The organism is Streptomyces sp. NPDC005181 (genome assembly GCF_040608395.1).
Lineage (GTDB): Bacteria > Actinomycetota > Actinomycetes > Streptomycetales > Streptomycetaceae > Streptomyces.
On sequence record NZ_JBEXID010000009.1, the window covers coordinates 131,811 to 155,630 of the forward strand.

Below are 23,820 nucleotides of genomic sequence, written 5' to 3' on the forward strand. Positions count from 1 at the left end.
CAGAGGGGGAGGGCGACCATGGCGGATCACAGCGCCGACAACATCGCGGACCACACGACCGACCGCACCGCGGAGCGGCTCACCCGGGCCGGGGAACTCCTCGCCGAGTACCCCGTCGTCGACGGCCACAACGACCTGCCCTGGGCACTGCGCGAACAGGTCGGCTACGACCTGGACGCCCGGGACATCGCCACCGACCAGTCCGCCCACCTCCACACCGACATCCGACGGCTGCGCGCCGGTGGCGTCGGCGCCCAGTTCTGGTCCGTCTACGTACGGTCCGACATGGCTGGCGGCGCCGCCGTCAGCGCCACCCTCGAACAGATCGACGTGGTCGCCGAGCTGCTGGACCGCCACCCCGCCGACCTGCGGCGCGCCCTGACCGCCGACGACATGGAGGCGGCCCGCGCCGAGGGCCGTATCGCGTCCCTGATGGGCGCCGAGGGTGGCCACTCCATCAACAACTCGCTGGGCACTCTGCGCGCCCTGCACACTCTGGGCGTCCGCTACATGACGCTGACCCACAACGACAACATCGCGTGGGCGGACTCGGCGACCGACGAACCGGGCGTCGGCGGCCTCTCCCCGTTCGGCCACGAGGTCGTACGGGAGATGAACCGCACCGGCATGCTCGTCGACCTCTCCCATGTGGCGGCCACGACGATGCGTGACGCGCTCGCCACCTCCACCGCGCCGGTGATGTTCTCGCACTCCTCGGCACGGGCGGTCTGCGACCACCCGCGCAACATCCCCGACGACGTCCTCGCGCAGCTCCCGGCCAACGGCGGCATCGCCATGGCGACCTTCGTACCGAAGTTCGTCCTGCCGGCCGCCGTCGCCTGGACCCGGGCCGCGGACGAGAACATGCGCGCCCACGGCCTGCACCATCTCGACACCACCCCGCAGGCGATGAAGATCCACGCCGTGTTCGAGGCGGCCAACCCGCGACCGATGGCCACCGTGGCGACGATCGCCGACCACCTCGACCACATGCGTGAGGTCGCCGGGATCGACCACATCGGTATCGGCGGCGACTACGACGGCACCGCGTTCCTCCCCACCGGTCTGGAGGACGTCGCGGGCTACCCGAACCTGATCGCGGAACTCCTGGGCCGCGGCTGGTCCGCCACCGACCTCGCCAAGCTCACCTGGCGCAACGCGGTACGGGTGCTCCGGGACGCGGAGGACGTCGCCCGTGACCTGCGTACGCGGCGCGGCCCGTCCCACGCCACGATCGACGCGCTCGACGCTCCCCAGGCCTGAGAACGGCCCGGGAGAGGCGGCCCGAGCGCTCCCAGGAGGCGGCTCGGGCCCTCAACGGCTGAGGCCGGTTCCGGCACCGGCGGCCGCCCCCTGAACCGGTGGCTCAGGCCCGGGGCCGGCCCATCGCCCGGTACGTCCAGCCCGCCTCGCGCCACACCGCACTGTCCAGCGCGTTACGGCCGTCCAGAATGATCCGGCGTGCCGCGGCCTCGCCCAGCTCCACCGCGTCCAGCTCGCGGAACTCGCGCCACTCCGTCAGGTGCAGCACCACATCCGCGCCGCGCACGGCGTCCAGCGCCGACTCCGCGTACCCGAGCGTCGGGAAGAGCCGCCGGGCGTTGTCCATGCCCTTCGGGTCGTACACGGTGACCTGGCCGCCCTGGAGGTGGATCTGCCCGGCCACGTTCAGCGCCGGCGAGTCGCGTACGTCGTCCGAGTCCGGCTTGAACGTCGCACCCAGCACGCCCACCCGCTTGCCGAGGAACGAGTCGCCGCCCACGGCCTCCCTGGCGAGCTCCACCATGTGGCCGCGGCGCCGCATATTGATCGAGTCGACCTCACGGAGGAACGTCAGCGCCTGATCCGCGCCCAGCTCACCGGCGCGCGCCATGAACGCACGGATGTCCTTGGGCAGACAGCCACCGCCGAAACCGATACCGGCCCGCAGGAACTTGTTGCCGATCCGCTCGTCGTGGCCGATCGCCTCGGCGAGCTTCTTCACATCGCCGTCGGCGGCCTCGCAGACCTCCGCCATGGCGTTGATGAACGAGATCTTGGTCGCCAGGAACGAATTCGCGGCGGTCTTGACCAGCTCGGCGGTCGGGAAGTCCGTCACCACGAAGGGCGACCCCTCCGCGACCGGTACCGCGTACACCTCGCGCAGCAGCTTCTCGGCCCGCTCGCTCTCCACACCGACGACGATCCGGTCGGGGTGCAGGGTGTCCTTCACGGCGAAGCCCTCGCGCAGGAACTCCGGGTTCCAGGCCAGCTCCGCGTCCGTACCCACCGGCGCCAGCTCGGCCAGCCGCGCCGCGAGCCGGGCCGCGGAGCCCACCGGCACGGTCGACTTCCCGATGACCAGGGCGGGACGGGTCAGCTGCGCCGCCAGCGACTCGAAGGCGCTGTCCACGTAGGACATGTCGCAGGCGTACTCGCCGTGCTTCTGCGGAGTGTTCACGCAGACGAAGTGCACATCACCGAAGGCACCCACCTCTTCCCACGAGGTGGTGAACCGCAGCCGGCCGGTGGATCCCTCGATGCCCGCGACGTGCTTGCGGAGCAGCTCCTCCAGACCCGGCTCGTACATCGGGACCTTGCCGGCGCTCAGCATCTCGATCTTCTCGGGCACGACATCGAGCCCGAGCACTTCGAAGCCGAGCTCCGCCATGGCCGCAGCGTGGGTGGCGCCGAGGTAGCCGGTGCCGATCACAGTGATCCTGAGGGCCATGGAGTGCTCCTGGGAGATGCGGACAGACGTGCGGTGAACGAGCATAGTCGTGCCCCCGGACGCCCTGTTTTACCGGCCTTGCGGACCCCTGTCGCGTAGCTCACGTGCAGCTCGCATAGGTCTTTGCGGGGCATGGCGCCTAAAATTGGGTTACTTAACGGTAGTTAGCATCCCTGGGGAGTGAGAGTCTTGGCGGGTTCCACCGATTTCGACCTGTACCGTCCGGCCGAGGAGCACGACATGCTCCGCGAGACGGTCCGTGCGCTCGCCGAGGCGAAGATCGCCCCGTTCGCGGCGGCGGTCGACGAGGAGGCCCGTTTCCCGCAGGAGGCGCTGGACGCCCTGGTCGCCTCCGACCTGCAGGCCGTGCACGTCCCCGAGGAGTACGGCGGCGCCGGTGCCGACGCCCTCGCCACCGTGATCGTGATCGAGGAGGTGGCCCGCGTCTGCGCCTCCTCCTCCCTGATCCCGGCCGTGAACAAGCTGGGCTCGCTCCCGGTGATCCTCTCCGGCTCCGAGGCGCTCAAGAAGAAGTACCTGGGCCCGCTCGCCAAGGGCGACGCGATGTTCTCGTACTGCCTCTCCGAGCCCGACGCGGGCTCCGACGCCGCCGGCATGAAGACCAAGGCCGTCCGCGACGGCGACTTCTGGGTCCTCAACGGCGTGAAGCGCTGGATCACCAACGCGGGCGTCTCCGAGTACTACACGGTGATGGCCGTCACCGACCCGACCAAGCGCTCCAAGGGCATCTCGGCGTTCGTCGTCGAGAAGTCGGACGAGGGTGTCTCCTTCGGCGCCCCGGAGAAGAAGCTCGGCATCAAGGGCTCCCCGACCCGCGAGGTCTACTTCGACAACGTCCGGATCCCCGCCGACCGCATGATCGGCGAGGAGGGCACCGGCTTCGCCACGGCGATGAAGACCCTGGACCACACCCGCATCACGATCGCGGCGCAGGCCCTCGGTATCGCGCAGGGCGCCCTCGACTACGCCAAGGGCTATGTCCAGGAGCGCAAGCAGTTCGGCAAGCCGATCGGTGACTTCCAGGGCGTCCAGTTCATGCTCGCCGACATGGCGATGAAGCTGGAGGCGGCCCGTCAGCTCACCTACTCGGCCGCTGCAAAGTCCGAGCGCCTCGACAGCGACCTGACGTTCTTCGGCGCCGCGGCCAAGTGCTTCGCCTCGGACGTCGCGATGGAGATCACCACGGACGCGGTCCAGCTGCTCGGCGGCTACGGATACACGCGGGACTACCCGGTGGAGCGGATGATGCGCGACGCCAAGATCACGCAGATTTATGAAGGCACGAATCAGGTCCAGCGGATAGTGATGGCCCGCAACCTGCCGTAACCCGGCCTGTTTCCACAACTCGGCGACCGTTGCGAACGGTTGGTGACCATCGACCGGCCCCCGGCTCCCTGCCGGGGGCCGGCCGTGTTTCCCCTGCGCAGCGGGTTCATGAACGCTCCGGGGACGATGCTCGCGATGGCGTAACTTCCCTGTCCATGACCGATATCGACACGCTCACAGGCCTGTTCACCGCACTCGGGGCCGACGATGCACCGGGCTGGGCCGACTCGGAGGCCGAGGAGAACATTCCGCAGCTCGCCCGCTACCGGTTCCTGCGCATGATCTGGCAGGACATCGACGCCTGGAGCTCGGCGGCGCCCGACTGGGTCGAGGTGCACCGCAAGGAGGGCCTCGCGGGCGGCGCCGTCGAGCGGGCGGTGCGGCTCGGGCTGACGCCCGGTGAACTGGGCGAGATAGCCCGCGAGGTGGCGAAGGAGACCGCGTTCGGCCTGCTCTGCAGCCTGACCGGCCCGACGGACGGCGATCTTCCGCCCGAGGTCGAGGAGCAGCTGCCCGGCTGGTGCCTGGCGGAGTTGTCCCCGCAGGGCGAGCCCACGGGACGGATCCTGGACGCGCTGCACGAAGATCTGGACGAGCTCGAACCGCAGGGGCCCGTGGAAGGTGTGCGGGACCGCCTTCGATCTGAGTGAGCGGCGGATATGGGACGGCCGCGCCGAGGCCTACGCGCGCACCTTCGCCAGGCTCTGCGCTCATCCCGTGCCCGCGCTGCTGGACGCGGCCGGGGTCGGGGCCGGGACGCAGGTGCTCGATGCGGGGTGCGGCAGTGGCGGCGTGACGGTGGCGGCTGTCGGGCGCGGAGCGGTCGTACGGGCCGTGGACGCCGAACCCGGAATGGTCGAGGCGACCCGGCGCGCCGCACCCGGAGTCGATGTCCGGCTCGGCCGGCTGCCGGAACTTCCCTATGGAGACGGCGGGTTCGACGCCGAGCACGACATCCCGCGCACCCCGGCAGGGCCCGGTCGGCGAACCGTCCGGGCCCTGCTCCTGTCTGCCGTCAGTTGCCGGAGACGGTGACCTTCTCGTCGTCGTTGAGCTGCTGCACCAGCTGCTTGACCTTGGCCTTGTCCCAGACCAGGTTCCCGCCGGTGCTGCCCGAGATCGGGATGTTCATCGACTTGCCGTCACCGCCCGTGACGCCCTTCATCGCGAAGAACATGTTGCCCAGGTCCCACAGCGACATGTCCTTGTCGACGATGAGGGTGTCGAGACCGGCGCCCATCGTCGGGTACAGCTTGAACGGGTTGAGGACCGTGGACGGCGTGGCCGTCTGGCTCGCCAGCGCCGCAAGGAACTTCTGCTGGTTCTTCGTACGGTCCAGGTCGCTGCCCGCGAACGCGTACCGGGTCCGCACGAAGGCGAGCGACTGTTCGCCGTTCAGCGTCTGCTTGCCGGCCTGGAAGTCGGCGCCGGAGTTCTTGTCCTTGAATGCCTTGGGGATGTCGAGCTCCACCCCGCCGATCGCATCCACGATCTTGGCGAAGCCGCCGAAGCCGATCTCGACGTAGTGGTCGATGTGCAGTCCGGTGTTGAACTCGACGGTACGGACCAGCAGTTCGGGGCCGTCCTCCGCGTAGGCGGCGTTCAGCTTCACCATGCGGCCCGTGCCCTTGAAGGTCTTGCCGGATTCCGAGCCGACGAAGGTGGGGATCTCGACGTTCGAGTCACGCGGCAGGGAAACCAGCGTCGGGCCGTTCGATCCGTCGTGCAGGATCATCATCGAGTCGGTCCGCTTGCCCTCGGCGGAGCCGGTGTGGAGCTTCTTCTTCTCCTCGGCCGACATGCCCGCGCGGCTGTCGGAACCGACGATCAGATAGTTGGTGCCGTCGCCCTCACCGGGACGCTCGATCACCTTGGAGAGGTCGACCTCACGCTTCAGCTTGGAGTCGGCCCAGAAGTACGTGCTGATGGAGACGGCCAGCACCACGACCACGAGGGTCAGGGCGCCTATCTTTATTCGACGGCGCCAGTCCGGTGCGGGCCGGCCCTGGACGTAACCGCCGTCACCCCCGCCGTAACCCCGGCCGCCGCCGTTGCCACCGCCGTAGACCTGACCGGCGCCGTAACCGTTGTCGTACCCTGCGCCGTCGTCGTAGCCGTCGGCGTACCGCGGCGGCTCCGGGCGGCGCTGCTGCGGCGGCGCCGGATACTGCCGCGGCGGAGCCGGGCGCTGCTGCGGCGGTACGGGGTTCCGCTGGACATGCCGCATCACACGGGCACTCTCGGGCTGGGCGCTGTCACTGCCCCGTCCGTAGCGGTCGTCGCGGTTGTCGTCGGTCCATCCACCGGGCCTGTCGCTCATGCGGACCAGTGTGCAGGCCGGACCCGTCGGTATTACAGGGGGTGTGAGATATCGGGCCAGGGCTGTTGCCAAGCTGATGCAATGTCCGCGGCCCCGGGCCGCCGCAATAAGGTGGACGGCATGACAGATCAGGCCCCGCGCCCGGAGGGCGATATTCCGGGCAAGCCGACCGCGGCGTCCCGGACCACCCTCAGCCACATCATGACCGGCAGTGACACCAATCTGCTGGGCACCGTGCACGGTGGCGTGATCATGAAGCTCGTCGACGACGCGGCGGGTGCCGTGGCCGGCCGCCACTCCGGCGGCCCCGCGGTGACGGCCTCGATGGACGAGATGGTCTTCCTGGAGCCGGTCCGCGTCGGTGACCTTGTTCACGTCCGGGCGCAGGTGAACTGGACCGGCCGCTCCTCGATGGAGGTCGGCGTCCGGGTCATGGCCGAGCGGTGGAACGAATCGACCCCCGCCCAGCAGGTCGGCAGCGCGTATCTGGTGTTCGCGGCGGTCGACGGGGACGGCAAGCCGCGCCCCGTACCGCCCGTGATCCCGGAGACGGAGCGCGACAAGCGGCGCTACCAGGAGGCGCAGATCCGGCGCACCCACCGCCTCGCCCGGCGCCGCGCGATCAAGGAACTGCGCGAGAAGCGCGTGGCGGACGGCATCGACGTCGACTGACGGCAGCCCCGGGTCCGGAGGGAGCGGTTGTCCCGGCGGCCGCCGTTCCCCCAGGCCCTACGGGCAGACCACCTGGTCGCCCGTGACCGTGTCGAACTCGCCCCGGTGCGTCTCCTCGGCCTGCACCCGCTGCACCGTGCCGAAATCCGCGCCCGCAGTCACCTTCAGCGTCCTGCCCTGCCCCGTGACCGCCCGCAGCTCGGCCCCCGGCAGCGCAGCCGCCAGCGACTTCGCCGACCGGTCCCACCGCGGGTCGTACTCGATCAGCGTGTGCCTCAGGCGGCGTGGATCCGCGTTGAGCGGGACCCGTGTCGTGGCGAAGCCGGTGGCGCGCAGCGCGTCGTCGACCTTTCTGCCGAGCCCGTCCTGCGGGGTCCCGTTGTAGACCTGGACCCGGATCCCACGCGGCGCGACATCGACCGTCTTCGCCACTGGCGCGTTCGGCCGCCTCGCAGCCAGCGGCTTGTCCTCGCGCAGCGCCTCGAAGAGCCTCTTCGACTTCGACGGGTCCCATTTGACCGTCGAGCCGATGCCCTTGACCGGGAGGGAGGCATTGCTGATCGGTACGGAGGCGAACTCGGACGACGCCGGTGTGAATCCGCGCATCGCCTGGCCGAGGTCCAGCATCTGGTCCGTGCCGAACCCCCGGTCCGCCCGGACCGAACTGAGCATCGTCGACGCGACGTCCCGGAACTTCACCGGGTTCATCAGCACACCACTGCTGGTCGCCCGCTTGATCAGCGACGCGAGGAACTTCTGCTGGCGCTGCATCCGGCCCAGGTCGGCGGCCGCGTCGATATGGCGTGAGCGCACGTACCGGAGCGCCTGCCCGCCGTCGAGCCAATGGGTGCCCGCGCCGAGATCAAGACCGGTGTACGAGTCCTTCATCGGCCGGGCCGTGCAGATCTGCACCCCGCCGAGGGTGTCCACCGTCTTCATGAAGCTGGTGAAGTCGACCTCCAGGTAATGATCGACCTTGACGCCGGTCATGTGCTCGACCGTCCGTACGGTCAGACTCGGCCCGCCCTCCGCATAGGCGGCGTTCAGCTTCACGGGATGGGCTGCGTGCTCGTCGCCGGTGGTCAGGTCCCGGTGCTCGGGGAGCTCGGCGTAGCTGTCGCGCGGCAGCGAGACGATGGTCGCGCGCTTCCTGTCCGCCGACAGGTGCACCAGCATGATCGTGTCGGTGCAGTGGCAGGGCGCACCGCCCAGCCGGTACTTCTGCTTCTCCTCCCGGCTGATCCTGTCGCGGCCGTCGGTGCCGACGAGCAGCAGATTCATGCCGGTGCCGGCCCGGGGCCGGTTCTTCATGTCCTTGAACGGGTCGACCCGGTCGATCCCGGTCTCCAGGCCGGTCACGACCGCGTGACCGATCCCGCCTGCCCCGAGGACCAGCACGGACAGACTGGTCGCCACCCGCATGCCCCAGCGGGGCCGCTCATCCTGTTTTCTCGACCTGGGCTGCGGGGGAGCGGCGTGACGGCGCGGCGGACGGGGGGAGCGGTGCGGTGTGGGCACGAGGGGACCTCCGCGGTGCATGGGGGACCGTTCGCACAGTAGGTCCATACGATCACCACTCCGGGAAGCGACCCGGTGGGGCGCGCCCGCATCCCCCATTCGCGGTAACGTGGCGGCCGAATAACGCCGCCTCCTGGGGTGTGAACCCCCGGCGCCCCCGAGGACCCCCCGAGGACCACATGTCTGCCGCGCAGTACCCCGCCGTCTCCGTGATCATGCCGGTGCTCAATGAGGAACGCCATCTCAGGAACTCGATCCGGCACATCCTTGAGCAGGACTACGCCGGCGAGATGGAGGTCGTGATCGCGCTCGGCCCGTCCACGGACCGAACGGACGAGATCGCCGCCGAGCTCGTGCGCGAGGACTCCCGGGTGCACACGGTGCCGAACCCGACCGGCCGTACCCCGGCAGCGCTCAACGCCGCGATAAAGGCCTCCTCGCACTCCATCGTGGTGCGGGTCGACGGCCACGGCATGCTCTCGCCGAACTACATCGCGACCGCCGTCCGCCTCCTGGAGGAGACCGGCGCGCAGAACGTCGGCGGCATCATGCACGCCGAGGGCGAGAATGCCTGGGAGGACGCCGTCGCCGCGGCCATGACGTCGAGGATCGGCGTCGGCAACGCGGCCTTCCACACCGGCGGCCAGGCGGGCCCGGCCGAGACGGTCTACCTGGGTGTCTTCCGCCGCGAGGCGCTGGAGAAGGCGGACGGCTACAACGTGGAGTTCATCCGCGCCCAGGACTGGGAGCTGAACTTCCGGATCCGCGAGGCGGGCGGGCTGATCTGGTTCTCGCCGGAGCTGAAGGTGCAGTACCGGCCGCGCCCCTCGGTGAGGGCCCTCGCCAAGCAGTACAAGGATTACGGCCGCTGGCGTCACGTCGTCGCCCGCTACCACGCCGGCTCGATCAACCTGCGCTACCTGGCCCCGCCGATCGCCCTCTGCGCCATAGCGGCGGGCATCGTCGTCGGCGCGGCCGTCACCCCGTGGGCCTTCGTCGTCCCGGCCGGTTACGCCGCGGCCATAGTCGCCGGGTCGCTCCCGGCGGGCAAGGGCCTGCCGCTGAAGGCGCGGGTACAGATCCCGGTGGCGCTGGCCACCATGCACATGTCCTGGGGCTACGGCTTCCTGACCAGCCCGCGCTCGCTGGCGAAGAAAGTCATGGCCGGCCGCCGCCCCCGGGTGAAGGTCTCCGGCGGGGTCTGAGCCGACGCACACGTTCACTGGGTGGAGCCCCGAGGCATTTGGTCAGGGCTCCACTCAAGTCCGGCCGAACCGTTGGGGCGCGGAACCGTCGCCTGCGCTGTACGAGGATCATCGATCCGCGGCACGATGCCGAAGCCATTGTGGTGCTTGTCAGGCCTCAGCGGGATGCGTCAGGCATCAGTAGGAGGCGGTGCGCGTGCGCGCCTCTCCGGTGACGCCGTCGACGTACGACTGCGCGCACGACGTCAGGGGGCCCTTTCAGTGATGCCACGTGCATGTCAACTGCCGGAAAGGCGTTTTGACGTGCATTCAGGGATGCGCTGGGCTGAAGTCGTGGGTGATCGGCAGGTGCAGCAGTCGAGGGACGACGGGCCGTTTCGCTCAGCAGACCGTGGAGGTCGATCCGCCGGTGCTGTTCAGGTAACCCGTGGCGTGCGTACAGTAGGCCGCGGTGTTGGCGGGGGTTCCCCAGAGCTCGGATCGCGTCGTGTTGGCCAGCTGAGCCGCGCCGTAGTCGTTGCCGGAGTCGGACTCATTGACGATGCGGATGTACAGGTCCCAGTTCGTGTGCGTGTCCCGAAACTGCTGCCACACATAGATGTAGGCGTAGTTGTATCCGCAGCCGTAGTACTGCTTGACCGAGGCGGCGTCTATTCCGCCGACCTGAATCACTCGGGTGCTCCCGATCTGGGACACGCTGCTGCAGCCGGAGGGAGTGCTGGCGGCGGCGGAGGGGGCGTTGACGAGAGAGAGGCCGGCTATCGCGGTGAGGGCACCAAGAGTTGAGGCGACCTTCTTGCCAAGGTTCATGGTTGAGCTCCAAGTAGACAGCAAATAAGGCTCGTTGAAGCTACCGTCGGTGATCGATCAAGGCAATTGGGCGTCAAGTGAAGTGAGTCACGCCCGGTGGTCGATGAAGTCACCTTCGTCTGGAAGGAGTTGGGACACATGCTTGACCTGCAGGCAGGAATCCCGTGCGTGCCCGGGGGCAGTCTGCGGTGTTGGTGACCCGCTCACTCTCGCTGCGCTTGGCGAGCCCGTCCTCGTCCAGCTGTCCCGGATTCCGGCACAGGTCCACGGAAGCGCCGGCGGTCAGCGGGGGCGCGTCCGGGTCCATCGGCGCGAACCGGTCGCTCCGGCTCGGCACCTCCACGGCATAGTCATCGCCGGCCGCCGCCCGGCCGTCACCGTGTAAGTGTCGACACTGTGGGGGCCTCCGATGTGCCGGACGGCCCCCACAGTGCGTTGTGCCCGGTTCGGAGCTACCAGCCGAAGCCCGGCTGGACTTCCATGCAGGCCGTCTCGTCGTCGCCGTTCAGAGCCCGTGCGCTCTTCGGAGTCTTCTCCTCGGCGCTGGGGGCGGGATAGGGCCCGCTCTCGCGCCAGTCGGCCCCCACGGTCAGCGTGATGCCCGAGACGGCGGTCGACTTCTTCACCGCCGTCAGCGGGATGCCGAGCGCCTTGGCGACGGCCTGGGCGTTGCCCTCCGCGTCCTCGCTCGGGAAGAGCACCCCGGTCCGCGCCGCCGCTTCGGTGTTCTGCACGTCGACCGTGGCCTGGGTGAAACCCTTCCCGGTCAGCAGCTTCTTGACCGCCGAGGCGCGGCCCTCGACCGGGTACTCGGTGTCGGTACGGGTCCCGTTGCGGATGCTGACCGGAATCTCGGCGACGGGGGCCGTGGGCTCCTTGGCGGCCGGAGCCTTGCGCTTGGACGCCTTGCCATCGAGCGGGATGTCGTCGCGGACCATCTGGAACAGCTGGTCGGCGTCGACGGGCTTGGGCAGCACGCGGCCGCTGTTCACACCGGTTCCGTAGACGTTCGGCATCGTCGTCATCGTGATGCGCTTGGTGGGGACCTTCTTGAGCTCGCCCGCGAGGTCGTACAGCTTTTTGACCGTGTCGATGTCCTTGTCGACGGTCAGCGCGGTGGTCGCCGCCTCGGCGAGGTCCGTCAGCTTGGTGGGGTCGGTGAGCTTGGTGCCCTTGCGCAGCTCACGGACCATCGAGTTCATGTACATGTGCTGGGCGTGCGTACGGCCGAGGTCGGTGCCGTCCTCGAAGCCGTAGCGAGTCCGCAGCCACTGGAGGGCCTGCTTGCCCTTGACCTTCGTGGTGCCCTCCTCCAGCTTCAGCCCGGAGCCCTTACCGTCCCTCGTGTGGGAGTAGACGTTGCCCTTGACGCAGACCGGGACGCCGCCGATCGCGTCAGCCATCGAGACCACACCGGAAAAGTCGATCATCATAAAATGGTCGATGGTGATGCCGGTGAGCTCGTACCAGGCGGCCACGGTGCACCCGGGGCCGCCGCGGCCGAGCGTCTCGTTGGTCATTGCCAGACCCGTGGTGGCCGGGTAGGTGTGCCCCGTCTTCGGATCGGTGCAGTTCGGGATCTTCAGCAGCGTGTCGCGCGGCATGCTGATCACCGACATGTTGCTTCGGTCGGCGGAGAGATGGAGCAGCATCTGCACATCGGCGAGGGGCGGCGCCCCGAAGGTGTCCTTGGCCCCGCCGAGCTTCTGGTTCTCTTTGGAGTTCCGTGCGTCCGAGCCGATGAGCAGGATGTTCAGCGGGGTCTGACCGGCGGCGTTGGCCTTGTGCTCGGTCATCTTCTTGTCGCCGAGCGTCAGGTCCGCCTTCTTGAGGTTCGCGTTGAGGTGCTGGTAGTAGAGGTATCCGGCGCCGGCGCCGCCGAGTATGACCACAGCGAGAATCCAGGCGATCCAGCGCAGTATGCGGCGCTTCCCGCGTCGGCCGTGCCGGTGCGACTGCCCGCGGCGGCGCCCGCCGTGGCCCGGGCGGTCCCGGTCCCCGGCGCCGCCGCTGTTCCGCCGGCCGTCCCGTCCGCTGTCGTGCCCGTCGTCGGAGCCGGCGGACGGGCCGTCGTCGTAGAGGCCGTCGTCCCAGCCGAGTTGTCCGGCGTGCCGGACGCGTGGTCGCGTTCCCTCCCCGGGTGTGCTGCTCCGTCCCACCAGGACCCCCCTGCTGCTCAGACTCTTGGAATGGCGCAGTGACCCCGTGTCACTTGGCGCACTCTGACTTGGCGGCGTTTGCCAGCGGAACGTCGGCCGGCGCCTTTGCCGGTCCGGTGATGGGCACACCCGCGCCCTTGAAGTCCGCTCCCAGGGTCAGGACCATCGCCTGGAGCCCCTCCGCGTCCGTGGTGCCCTTCTTCAGGGCCGAGCCGGGCAGCCCCATCATGGCGGCGAGTGCACGGGCCTGGTCGGCCTGGTTCGGTGCGTACGCGAGCGTCGTCTTGGAGATCTTCTCCGGGGCGTTGGCCTTGTTCGTCGACTTGAGTACGCCCTGGTCGTTCTGTAGCCAGGTGACCGTCTCCTGGGCGGCGCCCGCCCGGTCGCCGCCGTTGAGGACATCGACGCGTACGTCGGCGGCAGCAGCCTTGGCGCCCTTGAGCAGTGCGTCCTGCTTGCTCTTGGCGGCCTTCTTCTGCTTCTTCACCTCGGTCAGCGAGGTGTCCTCGCGCATCATCTGGAACAGCGGATCGGACTGGGCGGTGTTGAGCACCACCGTGGCGTGGACCTTCTCGGCCGGGTTGTCTATCACCGGGGCCGTCACGAAGGTGATGTTCTTGGTGTCGACCTTGCTGAGCTCCTTGGCCAGCGACATCAGCTTCTTCCCCGTGCCGATGGCCGAGTCGACCGTGAGGGCCTTGGTCGCGGTGTCCGCCAGGGCGTACAGCTTCGTCGGGCTGGTCAGCGTGTCGTCCGACTTCATCTGCCGGATCATCGAGCCGATGAACTGCTGCTGCACCTTGATCCGGTCGAGGTCGCTCTGATTGCCGAAACTGTGCCGGGTGCGGACGAACGCGAGGGCGTCCTCGCCCTGGATCGTGCTCTCACCCTCCGGCAGGTCGAGGTGCGACTTGGAGTCCTTGACCGGGTGGGCCAGGCAGACCTTGACGCCGCCGACCGCCGTGGACAGCTCCTTCACCGCGTTGAAGTCGACCATCATGAAGTGGTCGGGCTGCAGGCCGGTGATCTCCTTGACCGTACGCATGGTGCAGCCCGGGTCGCGCCCCTCCTGGCCGAGGCTGACGTTGAACCGGATGTTCTGCGTCCCCGGAATGACCGTCTTCGTGCCGTCCGGCTTCGTGGTTTCGCAGTCCGGGATGTCGGTGATCAGGTCGCGGGGGATGCTCAGTGCCGTCGCATTGGAGCGGTCCTTGGAGACGTGGAAGAGGATGTTGGTGTCGGCGTGGCCGGTGCTGCCCTTGTCGCCGTACCCCTCATTGCCCTTACCGGTCCGCTTGTCGGTACCGATGATCAATATGTTGATGGGCGCGTTGGCGGTGGCGACGTCCTTGTTGCCGGCGTCGCCGACGTCGACGGTGCTCAGGTTGCTGTTGAAGTGCCGGTACAGCGTGTAGGCGCCGATCGAGAGCCCGACGAGCAGGAAGGCCATCACGCCGCCCGTCCAGACGAGCGCCTTCCTGCGGCGGGCCTTCGGCTGCTTCCGCTTGCGCCGGCCCGCGGTCTCGGGAGCCTCCTGGCCGCGCGCATTGGCCGAACGACGGCTGCGCTGCCCGGGCACCTCACGGCGCGGCGCCGGACCCCGGCCCCCGCCGTCCCGTACACCGCTTCCGCGCTCGCCGTCACCGTCACGAACCGCGCTTCTGCGCTCGCCGCCGTCCTCACGCGCCGTGCCTCTGCGCCCGGAACCACGCGGACTCGGCGCACTTGGCGTGCGATATGAATCCCCTCCGGATTGGGGCAGTCGCAATTCGTAATCGCCGGTCTGCGGGTTGAGGACCCACTGGTCTGCGGGGTCGATTTCGTCCGCCCGCCCACGGCTTTGCGCATCCACGGTTGTTTGAGTCCTCCGTCGGTGCCACGCGAGGCGCCTTCCCCCGAGAGGCGCTCGATCTTTCGCTCCAGCAGTGCGCGACCTGACGGTCGGAAGCACCGGATCGCGTCACACTATCCGCCCGGTTCGCTGTCAAGCGACGAGCGTGACACATTCCACGGCCCTTACAACCGGTCATACTGCTCATTATGCTCCGATTGTCGATGCCTACTTGGGAATTGCTTTACTGCTCGCACAGGTCGGTGGCCGCATTGCTGCCCGAATAGGTGGGTGTGGGCGTCGGGCTCGTGGAGTCCGAGCTGTCCGAATTCCCGCGTTTTTTGCGTTCCAGTTCATCCGCCGGGACCACTGCGACGGGGGCGTCCTCGCGCAGCCGCTTGAAGAGCTTGTCGGCCTCAGGCTGGACGAGTTCGTCCCGGTTTGCGTCGGCAACATACGGTTGCCGTGGAACCGTCAGGAATTGCACCTTTTCTGTAGATACGTTGCGCATGCCGCGCACCAGCTCATACAGGTCCTTGAGGCTGTCCAGGCCCGGGTCCGTGGTCAGCGACTTGGTGGCCGCGTCCAGCACCGGATAGAGGCGGGTCGGGTTGAGCAGGACGCCGTTGCTCTGCATCTTGTTCACCAGGGCGCCGAGGAATCGCTGCTGGCGCTCCATGCGGTCGGTGTCGCTGCCGTTGCCGATGGACTTGCGGGCCCGTACGTACCCCAGCGCCTCCTCGCCGTCGAGCTTCTGGCGTCCCGCGCGAAGCTTCAGATGCGCGGCGGAGTCGTCGATCGGTTCCTTGAGGCAGATCTCGACGCCGTGCACCGCGTCGACCATGTCCTTGAAGCCGTTGAAGTCGACGACCATGTGGTGGTCGATGCGAATGCCCGTCATCCGCTCGACCGTGCGGATCGTGCAGGCGGTGCCGCCGAATTGGAAGGCCCAGTTGAATTGGGCGAATTGTTTCCTGGTGGGCTTTCCGTCCGCTTGGTGGCAGCTGGGGATTTCCGTCATCAGATCGCGCGGGATGGACATGGCGGTGGCGCTCTTCCGGTCCGCGGCAAGGTGCAGCAGGATCGTGGTGTCGGAGCGCTGGCTGCTGCCGTAGCTGCGGCCGTACTTGCGGTTGTCGCCGGTGCGGCTGTCGGAGCCGATGAGCAGGATGTTCTCCGCGTCGTGCACGACGGACACGGGGCGTTCCTTTTCGTACGTCCGCAGTTCGGCGGCCGCGGACGTGTCGGTCCTGATGTTGCCGTCGAGCTTCCTGTACAGCCACCAGCCGCCGCCCGCGGCGACCAGGACGAGGAGCGACGCGGCGAGCGCCGACCAGCGCAGCCAGTGGTGCCTCCGCTTGGCGGGGTCGTCCGGGCCGAGTGGGTCGGGACGGCCTTCGCCTTCCGGCCCGTCCTGAGAACTGCCGTCGCCCCGGGACCTGTCCTTGCCCTGGGACTCGTCCCTGTCCTGCGACTCGCCGTCGTTCCCGTCCTGGTCCGCGGCCGAGTGGTCGGGGTCGTCCGGCGTGCCGGCGCTTTCGGTCACGTCTGCGTCCATCCTTCACGTTCGGCGGCGCGCTGGGGCCGCCGGTCGCAGGAGTAGACGGCTGAACCTCACGCTTGGTTGTGCTCAGGTCCTCTCGTGTGGATCATGCCGGGCTGACGGGTCCGGCACGCACATCTGCGGCGTTGTCGCCAGTCGCCGCGCTCCGCGCCGACTTCCTCCTCCGCCTTGCAGCTGCACGCACCAGGGGCACCAGTCGCTTCGCGGGCGGGCGGCTCCCTGATCCGGCATGATCCAAACGAGAGAGTTCCTTGAGCCTGAGTGGTCTGTCCCGCCGATGATGTACCGGAGTTGATACGCAGGCCCGGGGGCTCGGCCCGCTGTGGGCCGGACGAGTGGCCGTCAGGGCGTCCGTCATACCGCGGTGTTGGTGACCCGCTCGCTCTCGACGCGCTTGGCGAGCCCGTCCTCGTCCAGGTGTCCCAGATGCCGGCACAGGACCACGGAACCGCCGGCGGCCAGCGGGGCGAAGAGCCCGGCGCTGAGCCCGTCCCAGCTGTCGTACGTGCGCCCCGTCAGCAGCCGAGATCCGGGCGCCAGCCCCAGTTCCACGGCGTCCTCGCGGGCGCGCGTGACCAGTTGCGCCGCCGTCAGCCCGAGCCCGCCGACGGTCAGCGCGGGCGCGTCCGGGTCCACCGGTGCGTACGGCGCGAACCGGTCGCCCTGGCTCGGCACCTCCACGGCATAGTCCGCGAACCCTGCGGGCGGCTGCGGGAACCGGCCGCCCAGCGGACGCAGGGCCAGGGCGATCCGCTCGCCGCGGCAGGCGCGCGCGGCGTCCAGCGTGTCCGGACCGGTGACGACAAGGTCGGCGGCGGCGGGGTCGCCCTGCACATCGGCGACGACGCCGACCGAGGAGCAGGCGAGCAGCCAGACCGCGGACTGCCAGTGCGCGGGCAGCAGGAGGGCGAGCCGGTCGCCGGGTTCCGCGGCCAGGTCGCCCTGCAGCAGGTTGGCGGTCTTGGCCACCCAATTGGCGAAGGTGGCCACCGACAGTTCGACGCGCTCTCCGGTGGCATCGTCGTAGAAAGTGACCATGGGGCGGGCCGGGTCCGCGGCGAGCGCGGAACGCAGCAGGTCGGCAGGGGTGCGGTCGCTGGCATTCATCCGCGCAAGGCTACGCGGCGGTGCCGGGCGGGGACGTGTGCCACAGGCATCGGGTACACCGGTTCGGCAGACGGCCCGTCAATTGTCCTGAGATGCCCCGGTAGCCGTCGTTGTCGCATTGTGGTCAATATCATTCGTATGCGCGCCTTCATTGCATCTGCCATTGGTGTCACCTGTTCGGCGGCCCTCGTACTGCCGACCGCCGTGCCTGCGGGCGCCGCCCCCGACACCTCCGCCACCGCAGCGACCGAGGCCGCCGACCCCGCAGAAGTGCCCGGGTCGACGCAGTCCCTGCCGCTGTCGCCACTGTCCACCGCGTCCACGCGGGCGACCGGCGCCCCCAGCGGGACCGCCGAGGCCAATGCCGTACAAGGTCTGCCCCGACGCGACGTCCACCCCTTCTCGCTGGTCGGCGTCGTCTGGGACGACGCCGACGCCGAACTCCACGGTGCCGTCGAGGTCCGCGCCCGCGCCACCGGATCCGGCCACTGGTCGGACTGGCAGGACGTGGAGACCCACAATGCCGAACACGCTGCCGACCCAGGGAGCGCCGAGCGCGACTCCGGGACCGTCCGCGGCTCCACCGCCCCGCTCTGGGTCGGTGACTGCGACGGCGTCGAGGTCCGGGTCATCCCGGAGATGCCCGACGGCCATGACCGGGCCACCGCCCGGGTACCGCTGCCCGCAGGCCTGCGGCTCGAACTCGTCGACCCCGGCGAGGACTCGCAGCGGTCGTCCGTGGCCGGTACCGACGAGGGCGACTTCGAAGCGGCGAGCATGGGAACGGCGGGCGTCGAAGCCGCAGGCGCCGAGTCCGCGGGTCTCGTGTCCGGCAGCGGCAGCCGGCTCGCCACATCACTCCAGGCGTCCCTCCAGGCATCTCTCCAGGGATCCGTCCGGACATCTGACCAAGGCTCCGTCATACCCGCGCTGAGCAAGGCGCAGACCGAGGCGGAGAGCGAAGCCGAGGCCGGTGTCGCGCCGGGCACCAAGCCGTACATCGGCCCCCGCCCGAGCATCATCACCCGCAAGGGCTGGGGGGCCGACGAGAAGCTCCGCGAGCGTGCCTTCGCGTACACGAAGACCGTCAAGGCCGCTTTCATCCACCACAGCGCCACGGGCAACAACTACACGTGCTCCCAGGCGCCGTCGGTCCTTCGTGGTATCTACCGCTACCACGTCAAGAGCAGTGGCTGGCGCGACATCGGCTACAACTTCGCCGTCGACAAGTGCGGAAACATCTACGAAGGACGTGCCGGGGGCGTGACCAAGCCGGTCCTGGGGGCGCACACTCTCGGTTTCAACACCAACAGCATGGGCATTGCCGTGCTCGGCACCTTCACCACGTCCAACCCGCCCGCCGCCGCGGTGAACGCCATCGCGAAGCTCACCGCCTGGAAGCTCGGACTGTTCGGTGCCAACCCACGCTCCAAGACCACCCTCGTGTCGGGCGGCGGAAACCGGTTCAAGAAGGGGACAAAGGTCAAACTCAACGTCATCTCCGGACATCGGGACGGCTTCGCAACCGAATGCCCGGGAACCCGTCTCTACAAGAAACTCGGCACGGCCCGGACCAGCTCTGCCCACCTGCAAGGCCGCTGACGGCCCGTGCGGGCTCCGGCGAGGGACGCCGGACTGCTGACCGGGCCGCTGACCGGGGAGATCCAACCGGTCTGCTTAGACTGGCCAGCCGAAACCAGGCCCGGCCCCAGCAGGAAGCAGAGACAGTGCTGTGACAGAGGCAAAAGAAGCGATTCTCCTGGTCGGTGGCAAAGGCACCCGACTGCGCCCGCTCACGGTGCACACTCCGAAGCCCATGGTTCCGGCAGCCGGCGTCCCGTTCCTGACGCACCAGCTGGCACGGGCGAGGGCCGCCGGGGTCGAGCACATCGTCCTCGCCACGTCGTACCTGGCAGAGGTCTTCGAGCCGCACTTCGGCGACGGTTCGTCACTCGGCCTCCATATCGAGTACGTCACCGAACGCGAACCGCTCGGCACCGGCGGAGCCATCCGCAACGTGGCGTCGCGCCTCGTCTCCGGACCGGACGAACCCGTCCTCATCTTCAACGGCGACATCCTCACCGGCCTCGACATCCGGGCGCTGGTCACCTCGCACGCCACCTCCGGAGCGGATGTCTCGCTCCACCTCACCCGGGTCGAGGACCCGCGCGCCTTCGGTCTCGTACCGACGGACGACACCGGCAGGGTCACCGCGTTCCTGGAGAAGCCGCAGACGCCCGAGGAGATTGTCACCGACCAGATCAACGCGGGGGCGTACATCTTCCGCCGGTCGGTCATCGACACCATCCCGGCCGACCGCCCGGTCTCCGTGGAGCGCGAGACCTTCCCCGGGCTGCTCGCCTCCGGTGCGCACCTCCAGGGCATGGTCGACTCCACGTACTGGCTGGACCTCGGCACGCCGCAGGCGTTCGTACGCGGCTCCGCCGACCTGGTCCTCGGCCGCGCCCCGTCCCCGGCCGTCCCCGGGCGGTGCGGCGACCGGCTCGTCCTGCCGACGGCCTCCGTCGCCGCCGACGCCAAACTCAGCGGCGGTACGGTCGTCGGCGAAGGCGCCCTGATCGGCGCGTGTGCCCGGATCGACGGCTCCGCGGTGCTGGCCGGCGCGGTTGTCGAACCGGGAGCCGTGATCACGGACTCCCTGGTCGGAGCCGGTGCCAGGATCGGCAGTCGTACGGTGCTGGTGGGCGCAGTCGTCGGCGACGGCGCCCAGGTCGGTGCCGACAACGAACTGCGCGACGGCATCCGCATCTGGTGCGGGGCGACTCTGCCCGACGCGTCCGTGCGTTTCTCGTCGGACGAATGACGGGCCCCCGCGGCGCGTACGCTCGATAGGCCCCCCCGACGACCGAGGACCTCACCCGTGGCAGGACGATTCGCCCCCCGCAGCGCCCCGCGCAGGTCCGTCCCGCGCCAGGCCGCAGCGGACCGGGCTCCGCAGGCATCCGGGGCATTGCACGAACCGGAGGCACCGCAGGCTCACGGGGCACTGACCCGGGAGTGGACCCCACCCGGCCCGCTCGACCTGCGCCTCGTCCTGGCCCCGCTGCGCCGCGGCCCCGCCGACCCCACGTTCCGTATCGACCGGGACGGCTCGGTCTGGCGGGCCACCCGCACCCCGGCCGGCCCCGGCACCCTCCACGTCACCGACCGGGGCGGCGGGATCGGGGCGACGGCCTGGGGACCCGGGGCCTCATGGCTCCTGGACCAGCTCCCGACCCTGCTCGGTGCGGCGGACGACCCGGAGGCGTTCCGCCCCCGCCACCGTCTGGTCGCCGCGGCCCAGCATCGCCGCCCCGGCCTGCGGCTGTTGCGCACCGGACTGGTGCTGGAGTCGCTGATCCCGTCGATCCTGGAACAGAAGGTCACCACCGACGAGGCCTACCGCGCCTGGCGCCTCCTCGTCCGGACCTACGGCACCCCGGCCCCCGGCCCCGCGGCCACCCTGTTCACCACGCACGGCCTGCATGTGATGCCGGACCCACGCACCTGGTCGCTGATCCCGTCCTGGGAATGGCACCGCGCCGGCGTCGACGCCAAACGGTCCGCCACCATTCTGCGCGCGGTACGCGTGGCCCGACGCCTGGAGGAAGCGGCCACGATGCCCCTCCCGGAGGCCACCGCCCGGCTGGAACTGATCCCTGGCATCGGCCCGTGGACCTCCGCCGAAACGCTCCAGCGAGCCAACGGCGCCCCCGATGCGGTCACGGTGGGCGACCTCCACCTCCCCGGCATCATCGGCCACGCACTGGCAGGCAACAGGAACGCCGACGACGAGGAAATGCTGACCCTGCTCGCCCCCTACGAGGGCCAACGCCACCGAGCCACCCGCCTGATCCTGCTGTCGGGCCACACCCCACCCCGCCGGGCCCCCCGCATGACCAGGGGCGACATCGCCCGCCTGTAGCCCCACCGGCCTCAAGCACATCCGGCGTCTGAGAACGGCCGGCAAAATCAAGCCCGTCCGGCGATTGAGGGCAGACCGCGGCCGAAGGCCGCGACACCGGGGCCCGGGGCCGCCCCCGGTGTCGGGAAGGGGCGGGGGTAGAGGAGAAAACCCCACCCCGCCCCTCACCGCACCGCGACAAACGCCCCCACATCCCGCTTCCCCCGCTCCCGCGGCATACCCGCCGCCCGCCCCACGGCCACTGCTCCCAACGGATCCCACTCCGCCGGCAGATCCAGCACCTCACGCACCACATCCCGGCAGAACATCGTCGACGAGACCCACGCCGACCCGAGCTGCTCACCGGCCAGCGCCACCAGGAAGTTCTGGACGCCCGCCCCCGCCGCGACCACGAACATCTCGCGCTCCGCCGCATCCCGCCGTGCGTCCCCGTACGTGTGGGAGCCGTCCATCACCATGCACGGCACCGCCAGATACGGTGCCCGGCGCAGCACGTCACCCCGCCGCACCCGCTTGGCGATGGACTCCTCGCTCTTGCCGTCACGCCGCAGATCGGCGATCCATGCATCCCGCATCGCGTCGAGCAGCCGGGTCCGCGACTCCTGGGACTCCAGGAGCACGAACCGCCACGGCGTCGTGTGATGCGGCGCCGGAGCCGTCACCGCCGCGGCCACGGCACGCCGTACCGCCCCCGGGTCCACCGGCTCGTCCGTGAACTCCCGCACCGTACGCCGCAGGGTCACCGCTTCCCGTACCGCTTCGGACGTTCCGAGCCGGAACATGTCATCGACCGCGACCCGCACCAGCGCCCGAGCCCCCGGCTCGACGTCGGCGGCACAGGCACCGGCACCGCGCTCGGACACATCCGTCCTGCCCTCCATGGCCACGACGTGCGAAAGCCCCCGCACCACCGCGACCGGCAGGCCTTCCGCCTTGCCCTTGACCAGATCACCGGCCGAGGCCAGCTCATCGGCGGTGGCGACGACGGTTGCGCTCAGCGGGTTGCCGTACGCATCCGTGCCGCCTCGCAGATCGTCCAGCACCCGCACCCCGGCGGCCCCGATCGCGACATCGGTCAGTCCGTTGCGCCACGGCCGCCCGAAGGTGTCCGTGACGACGACCCCGACCTCGACGCCGAGCGTGTCCCGCAGCCCGTCCCGGATCGCCCGGGCCGACGCGTCCGGGTCCTCGGGCAGCAGCAGCACCGTTCCGGCGGGGGTGTTCGAGGCGTCGACCCCGGCAGCGGCCATGACGAGACCCTGCCGGTTCTCGACGATCCGCAGCGTGCCGCGGCGTGCCACCACCCGTACCGTCTCGGAGTCGATGGCCGCCTCCCGGTCCGCCGCCTCGACGACCCGGCCCTCCGCCTTGGAGACGATCTTCGAGGTGACGAGGAGGACGTCACCGTCCACCAGCCCTGGCTCGGTGGTGGAGATCAGCTTCGCGAGGTTGTCCCCGGCCCGCACCTCCGGCATCCCGGGCAGCGCCCAGACCCGGTACGAGGGCGCCTCACCCGGGGCCCCGCTGCCGCTCACGCCCGTACCTCCTCGGCCAGCGCCAGCGCCTGACGCGCCATCTCGGCGGTCATGTCCACATCCGTCATCATCAGCGGCACGGCCCGGCAGCGGATGCCCGCGGCCTGCACCTCCTCGACCGCCCCGGCGTCCACCGTGTCGACGAGCCAGCCGTCGAGCAGTCCGGAGCCGTAGTGCTGGGCGACAGCCGCGGCCGTCGACTCGACGCCCACCGCGGCGAGCACCTTGTCCGCCATGCCTCGCACCGGCGCGTTCCCGACGATGGGGGAGAGGCCGACGACCGGCACCCCGGCCTCGGCGATGGCCTCCCGGATCCCGGGCACGGCGAGGATGGTCCCCACCGACACGACCGGATTGGACGGCGGGAAGAGGATGACGTCGGCCTCGGCGATGGCCTCCAGCACACCGGGCGCCGGCTTGGCCTGCTCCGCGCCGACCGGCACGATCGCCCGGGCCTCCACGGAGGCACGCAGCTTCACCCAGTACTCCTGGAAGTGGATCGCCCGGCTCTCGCCGTCCACATCGACCGCGACATGCGTCTCGACCCGGTCGTCGGACATCGGCAGCAGCCGGACCCCCGGCTTCCAGCGCGCGCAGAGTGCCTCGGTGACGGCGCTGAGCGGATAGCCCGCGCCCAGCATCTGGGTACGGACGATGTGCGTCGCGAAGTCACGGTCGCCGAGCCCGAACCACTCGGGTCCCACGCCGTATGCCGCGAGTTCCTCCTTGACCTGGAAGCTCTCGTCGGTACGCCCCCAACCCTGCTCCTCGTTGATGCCACCGCCGAGGGTGTACATCACGGTGTCGAGGTCGGGGCAGACCTTCAGCCCGAACAGATGGATGTCGTCACCGGTATTGCCGATCACCGTGATGTCCGCGTCGGGCGCGGCCTGCTTGAGGCCACGCAGAAAACGAGCACCACCGATACCACCGGCCAGAACCACAATGCGCATACAGAACAGTCTGTCAGGCGAAGCCTGATCGTTGGTGGGGTGGTGGCGGGCGACGGGTGGGCTGTCGGGCGAAGCCTGATCGTTGGTGGGGTGGTGGCGGGCGACGGGTGGGCTGTCGGGCGAAGCCTGATCGTTGGTGGGGTGGTGGCGGGCGACGGGTGGGC

The 23,820-nt window shown here is 69.6% G+C and carries 18 protein-coding genes and 2 pseudogenes; 9 read left to right on the forward strand and 11 right to left on the reverse strand.

Annotation, left to right across the window (positions count from 1 at the left end; all coding sequences use genetic code 11):
• The first annotated feature begins 18 nt into the window (after positions 1-18).
• Positions 19-1,263: a dipeptidase gene (locus ABZV38_RS09485; RefSeq protein ID WP_356326179.1), complete on the forward strand. Its 1,245-nt coding sequence runs from the start codon at positions 19-21 to the stop codon at positions 1,261-1,263.
• A gap of 103 nt (positions 1,264-1,366) precedes the next feature.
• Here ABZV38_RS09485 and ABZV38_RS09490 read toward each other — a convergent pair whose 3' ends face one another.
• Complete coding sequence (locus ABZV38_RS09490) at positions 1,367-2,710, reverse strand: UDP-glucose/GDP-mannose dehydrogenase family protein (protein ID WP_356326180.1); 1,344 nt, start codon at positions 2,708-2,710, stop codon at positions 1,367-1,369.
• A 189-nt stretch (positions 2,711-2,899) separates the two neighbouring features.
• Between ABZV38_RS09490 and ABZV38_RS09495 the strand changes: the two genes are divergently transcribed.
• From ABZV38_RS09495 to ABZV38_RS09505, 3 genes and pseudogenes are all read left to right on the forward strand, one after another.
• A complete protein-coding gene (locus ABZV38_RS09495; RefSeq protein WP_356326181.1) occupies positions 2,900-4,057 on the forward strand; it encodes an acyl-CoA dehydrogenase in 1,158 nt (385 codons plus the stop codon).
• A 155-nt stretch (positions 4,058-4,212) separates the two neighbouring features.
• Entirely contained in the window at positions 4,213-4,707 is a 495-nt protein-coding gene (locus tag ABZV38_RS09500; RefSeq protein WP_356326182.1) for a hypothetical protein, read from the forward strand.
• Positions 4,679-5,002: pseudogene (locus ABZV38_RS09505) on the forward strand (methyltransferase domain-containing protein); the annotation flags it as partial. The gene ABZV38_RS09500 and the pseudogene ABZV38_RS09505, both read left to right, overlap by 29 nt.
• 70 nt (positions 5,003-5,072) lie before the next feature.
• On the opposite strand, the gene ABZV38_RS09510 reads toward ABZV38_RS09505, so the two are convergent.
• The gene (locus ABZV38_RS09510) at positions 5,073-6,377 is read right to left on the reverse strand and encodes an LCP family protein (protein ID WP_356326183.1); all 1,305 of its coding nucleotides are present in this window, start codon (positions 6,375-6,377) and stop codon (positions 5,073-5,075) included.
• Positions 6,378-6,497: 120 nt separating this feature from the next.
• Here ABZV38_RS09510 and ABZV38_RS09515 point away from each other — a divergent pair, with 120 nt between their 5' ends.
• Positions 6,498-7,049 (forward strand): acyl-CoA thioesterase, encoded by a 552-nt coding sequence (locus ABZV38_RS09515; RefSeq protein ID WP_356326184.1) that lies wholly within the window; start codon positions 6,498-6,500, stop codon positions 7,047-7,049.
• Between the two features lie 57 nt (positions 7,050-7,106).
• Here the strand turns inward: ABZV38_RS09515 and ABZV38_RS09520 are convergent, their stop codons facing one another.
• The gene (locus ABZV38_RS09520; protein ID WP_356326185.1) at positions 7,107-8,471 is read right to left on the reverse strand and encodes an LCP family protein; all 1,365 of its coding nucleotides are present in this window, start codon (positions 8,469-8,471) and stop codon (positions 7,107-7,109) included.
• A 275-nt stretch (positions 8,472-8,746) separates the two neighbouring features.
• Here ABZV38_RS09520 and ABZV38_RS09525 point away from each other — a divergent pair, with 275 nt between their 5' ends.
• Complete coding sequence (locus tag ABZV38_RS09525; RefSeq protein ID WP_356326186.1) at positions 8,747-9,772, forward strand: glycosyltransferase family 2 protein; 1,026 nt, start codon at positions 8,747-8,749, stop codon at positions 9,770-9,772.
• A gap of 381 nt (positions 9,773-10,153) precedes the next feature.
• Here ABZV38_RS09525 and ABZV38_RS09530 read toward each other — a convergent pair whose 3' ends face one another.
• The 6 genes and pseudogenes from ABZV38_RS09530 to ABZV38_RS09555 form a co-directional block, all read right to left on the reverse strand.
• Positions 10,154-10,582 carry a hypothetical protein gene (locus tag ABZV38_RS09530; protein ID WP_356326187.1) on the reverse strand — a complete coding sequence of 143 codons (429 nt, stop codon included), beginning with the start codon at positions 10,580-10,582 and terminating at the stop codon, positions 10,154-10,156.
• Between the two features lie 184 nt (positions 10,583-10,766).
• Positions 10,767-10,934: pseudogene (locus ABZV38_RS09535) on the reverse strand (TIGR03089 family protein); the annotation flags it as partial.
• Positions 10,935-11,034: 100 nt separating this feature from the next.
• Entirely contained in the window at positions 11,035-12,741 is a 1,707-nt protein-coding gene (locus ABZV38_RS09540; RefSeq protein ID WP_356326188.1) for an LCP family protein, read from the reverse strand.
• 49 nt (positions 12,742-12,790) lie between these two features.
• Complete coding sequence (locus ABZV38_RS09545) at positions 12,791-14,593, reverse strand: LCP family protein (protein ID WP_356326189.1); 1,803 nt, start codon at positions 14,591-14,593, stop codon at positions 12,791-12,793.
• Between the two features lie 223 nt (positions 14,594-14,816).
• Positions 14,817-16,130 (reverse strand): LCP family protein, encoded by a 1,314-nt coding sequence (locus ABZV38_RS09550; RefSeq protein WP_356326190.1) that lies wholly within the window; start codon positions 16,128-16,130, stop codon positions 14,817-14,819.
• A 360-nt stretch (positions 16,131-16,490) separates the two neighbouring features.
• Positions 16,491-17,243, reverse strand: coding sequence for a TIGR03089 family protein (locus tag ABZV38_RS09555; protein ID WP_356326192.1), 753 nt, complete (start codon positions 17,241-17,243; stop codon positions 16,491-16,493).
• A gap of 138 nt (positions 17,244-17,381) precedes the next feature.
• Here ABZV38_RS09555 and ABZV38_RS09560 point away from each other — a divergent pair, with 138 nt between their 5' ends.
• The 3 genes from ABZV38_RS09560 (at position 17,382) to ABZV38_RS09570 (ending at position 21,168) form a co-directional block, all read left to right on the forward strand.
• Positions 17,382-18,845, forward strand: coding sequence for a peptidoglycan recognition protein (locus ABZV38_RS09560; RefSeq protein WP_356326193.1), 1,464 nt, complete (start codon positions 17,382-17,384; stop codon positions 18,843-18,845).
• Between the two features lie 130 nt (positions 18,846-18,975).
• A complete protein-coding gene (locus ABZV38_RS09565; RefSeq protein ID WP_356326194.1) occupies positions 18,976-20,067 on the forward strand; it encodes an NDP-sugar synthase in 1,092 nt (363 codons plus the stop codon).
• Positions 20,068-20,124: 57 nt separating this feature from the next.
• On the forward strand, positions 20,125-21,168 hold the full coding sequence (locus ABZV38_RS09570; protein WP_356326195.1) for a DNA-3-methyladenine glycosylase 2 family protein: 1,044 nt from the start codon (positions 20,125-20,127) through the stop codon (positions 21,166-21,168).
• Between the two features lie 164 nt (positions 21,169-21,332).
• Here the strand turns inward: ABZV38_RS09570 and ABZV38_RS09575 are convergent, their stop codons facing one another.
• A complete protein-coding gene (locus ABZV38_RS09575; protein ID WP_356326196.1) occupies positions 21,333-22,703 on the reverse strand; it encodes a coenzyme F420-0:L-glutamate ligase in 1,371 nt (456 codons plus the stop codon).
• Entirely contained in the window at positions 22,700-23,656 is a 957-nt protein-coding gene (gene cofD / locus ABZV38_RS09580; protein ID WP_356326225.1) for a 2-phospho-L-lactate transferase, read from the reverse strand. The genes ABZV38_RS09575 and cofD overlap by 4 nt, the downstream gene beginning before the upstream one ends.
• Positions 23,657-23,820: the final 164 nt, after the last annotated feature.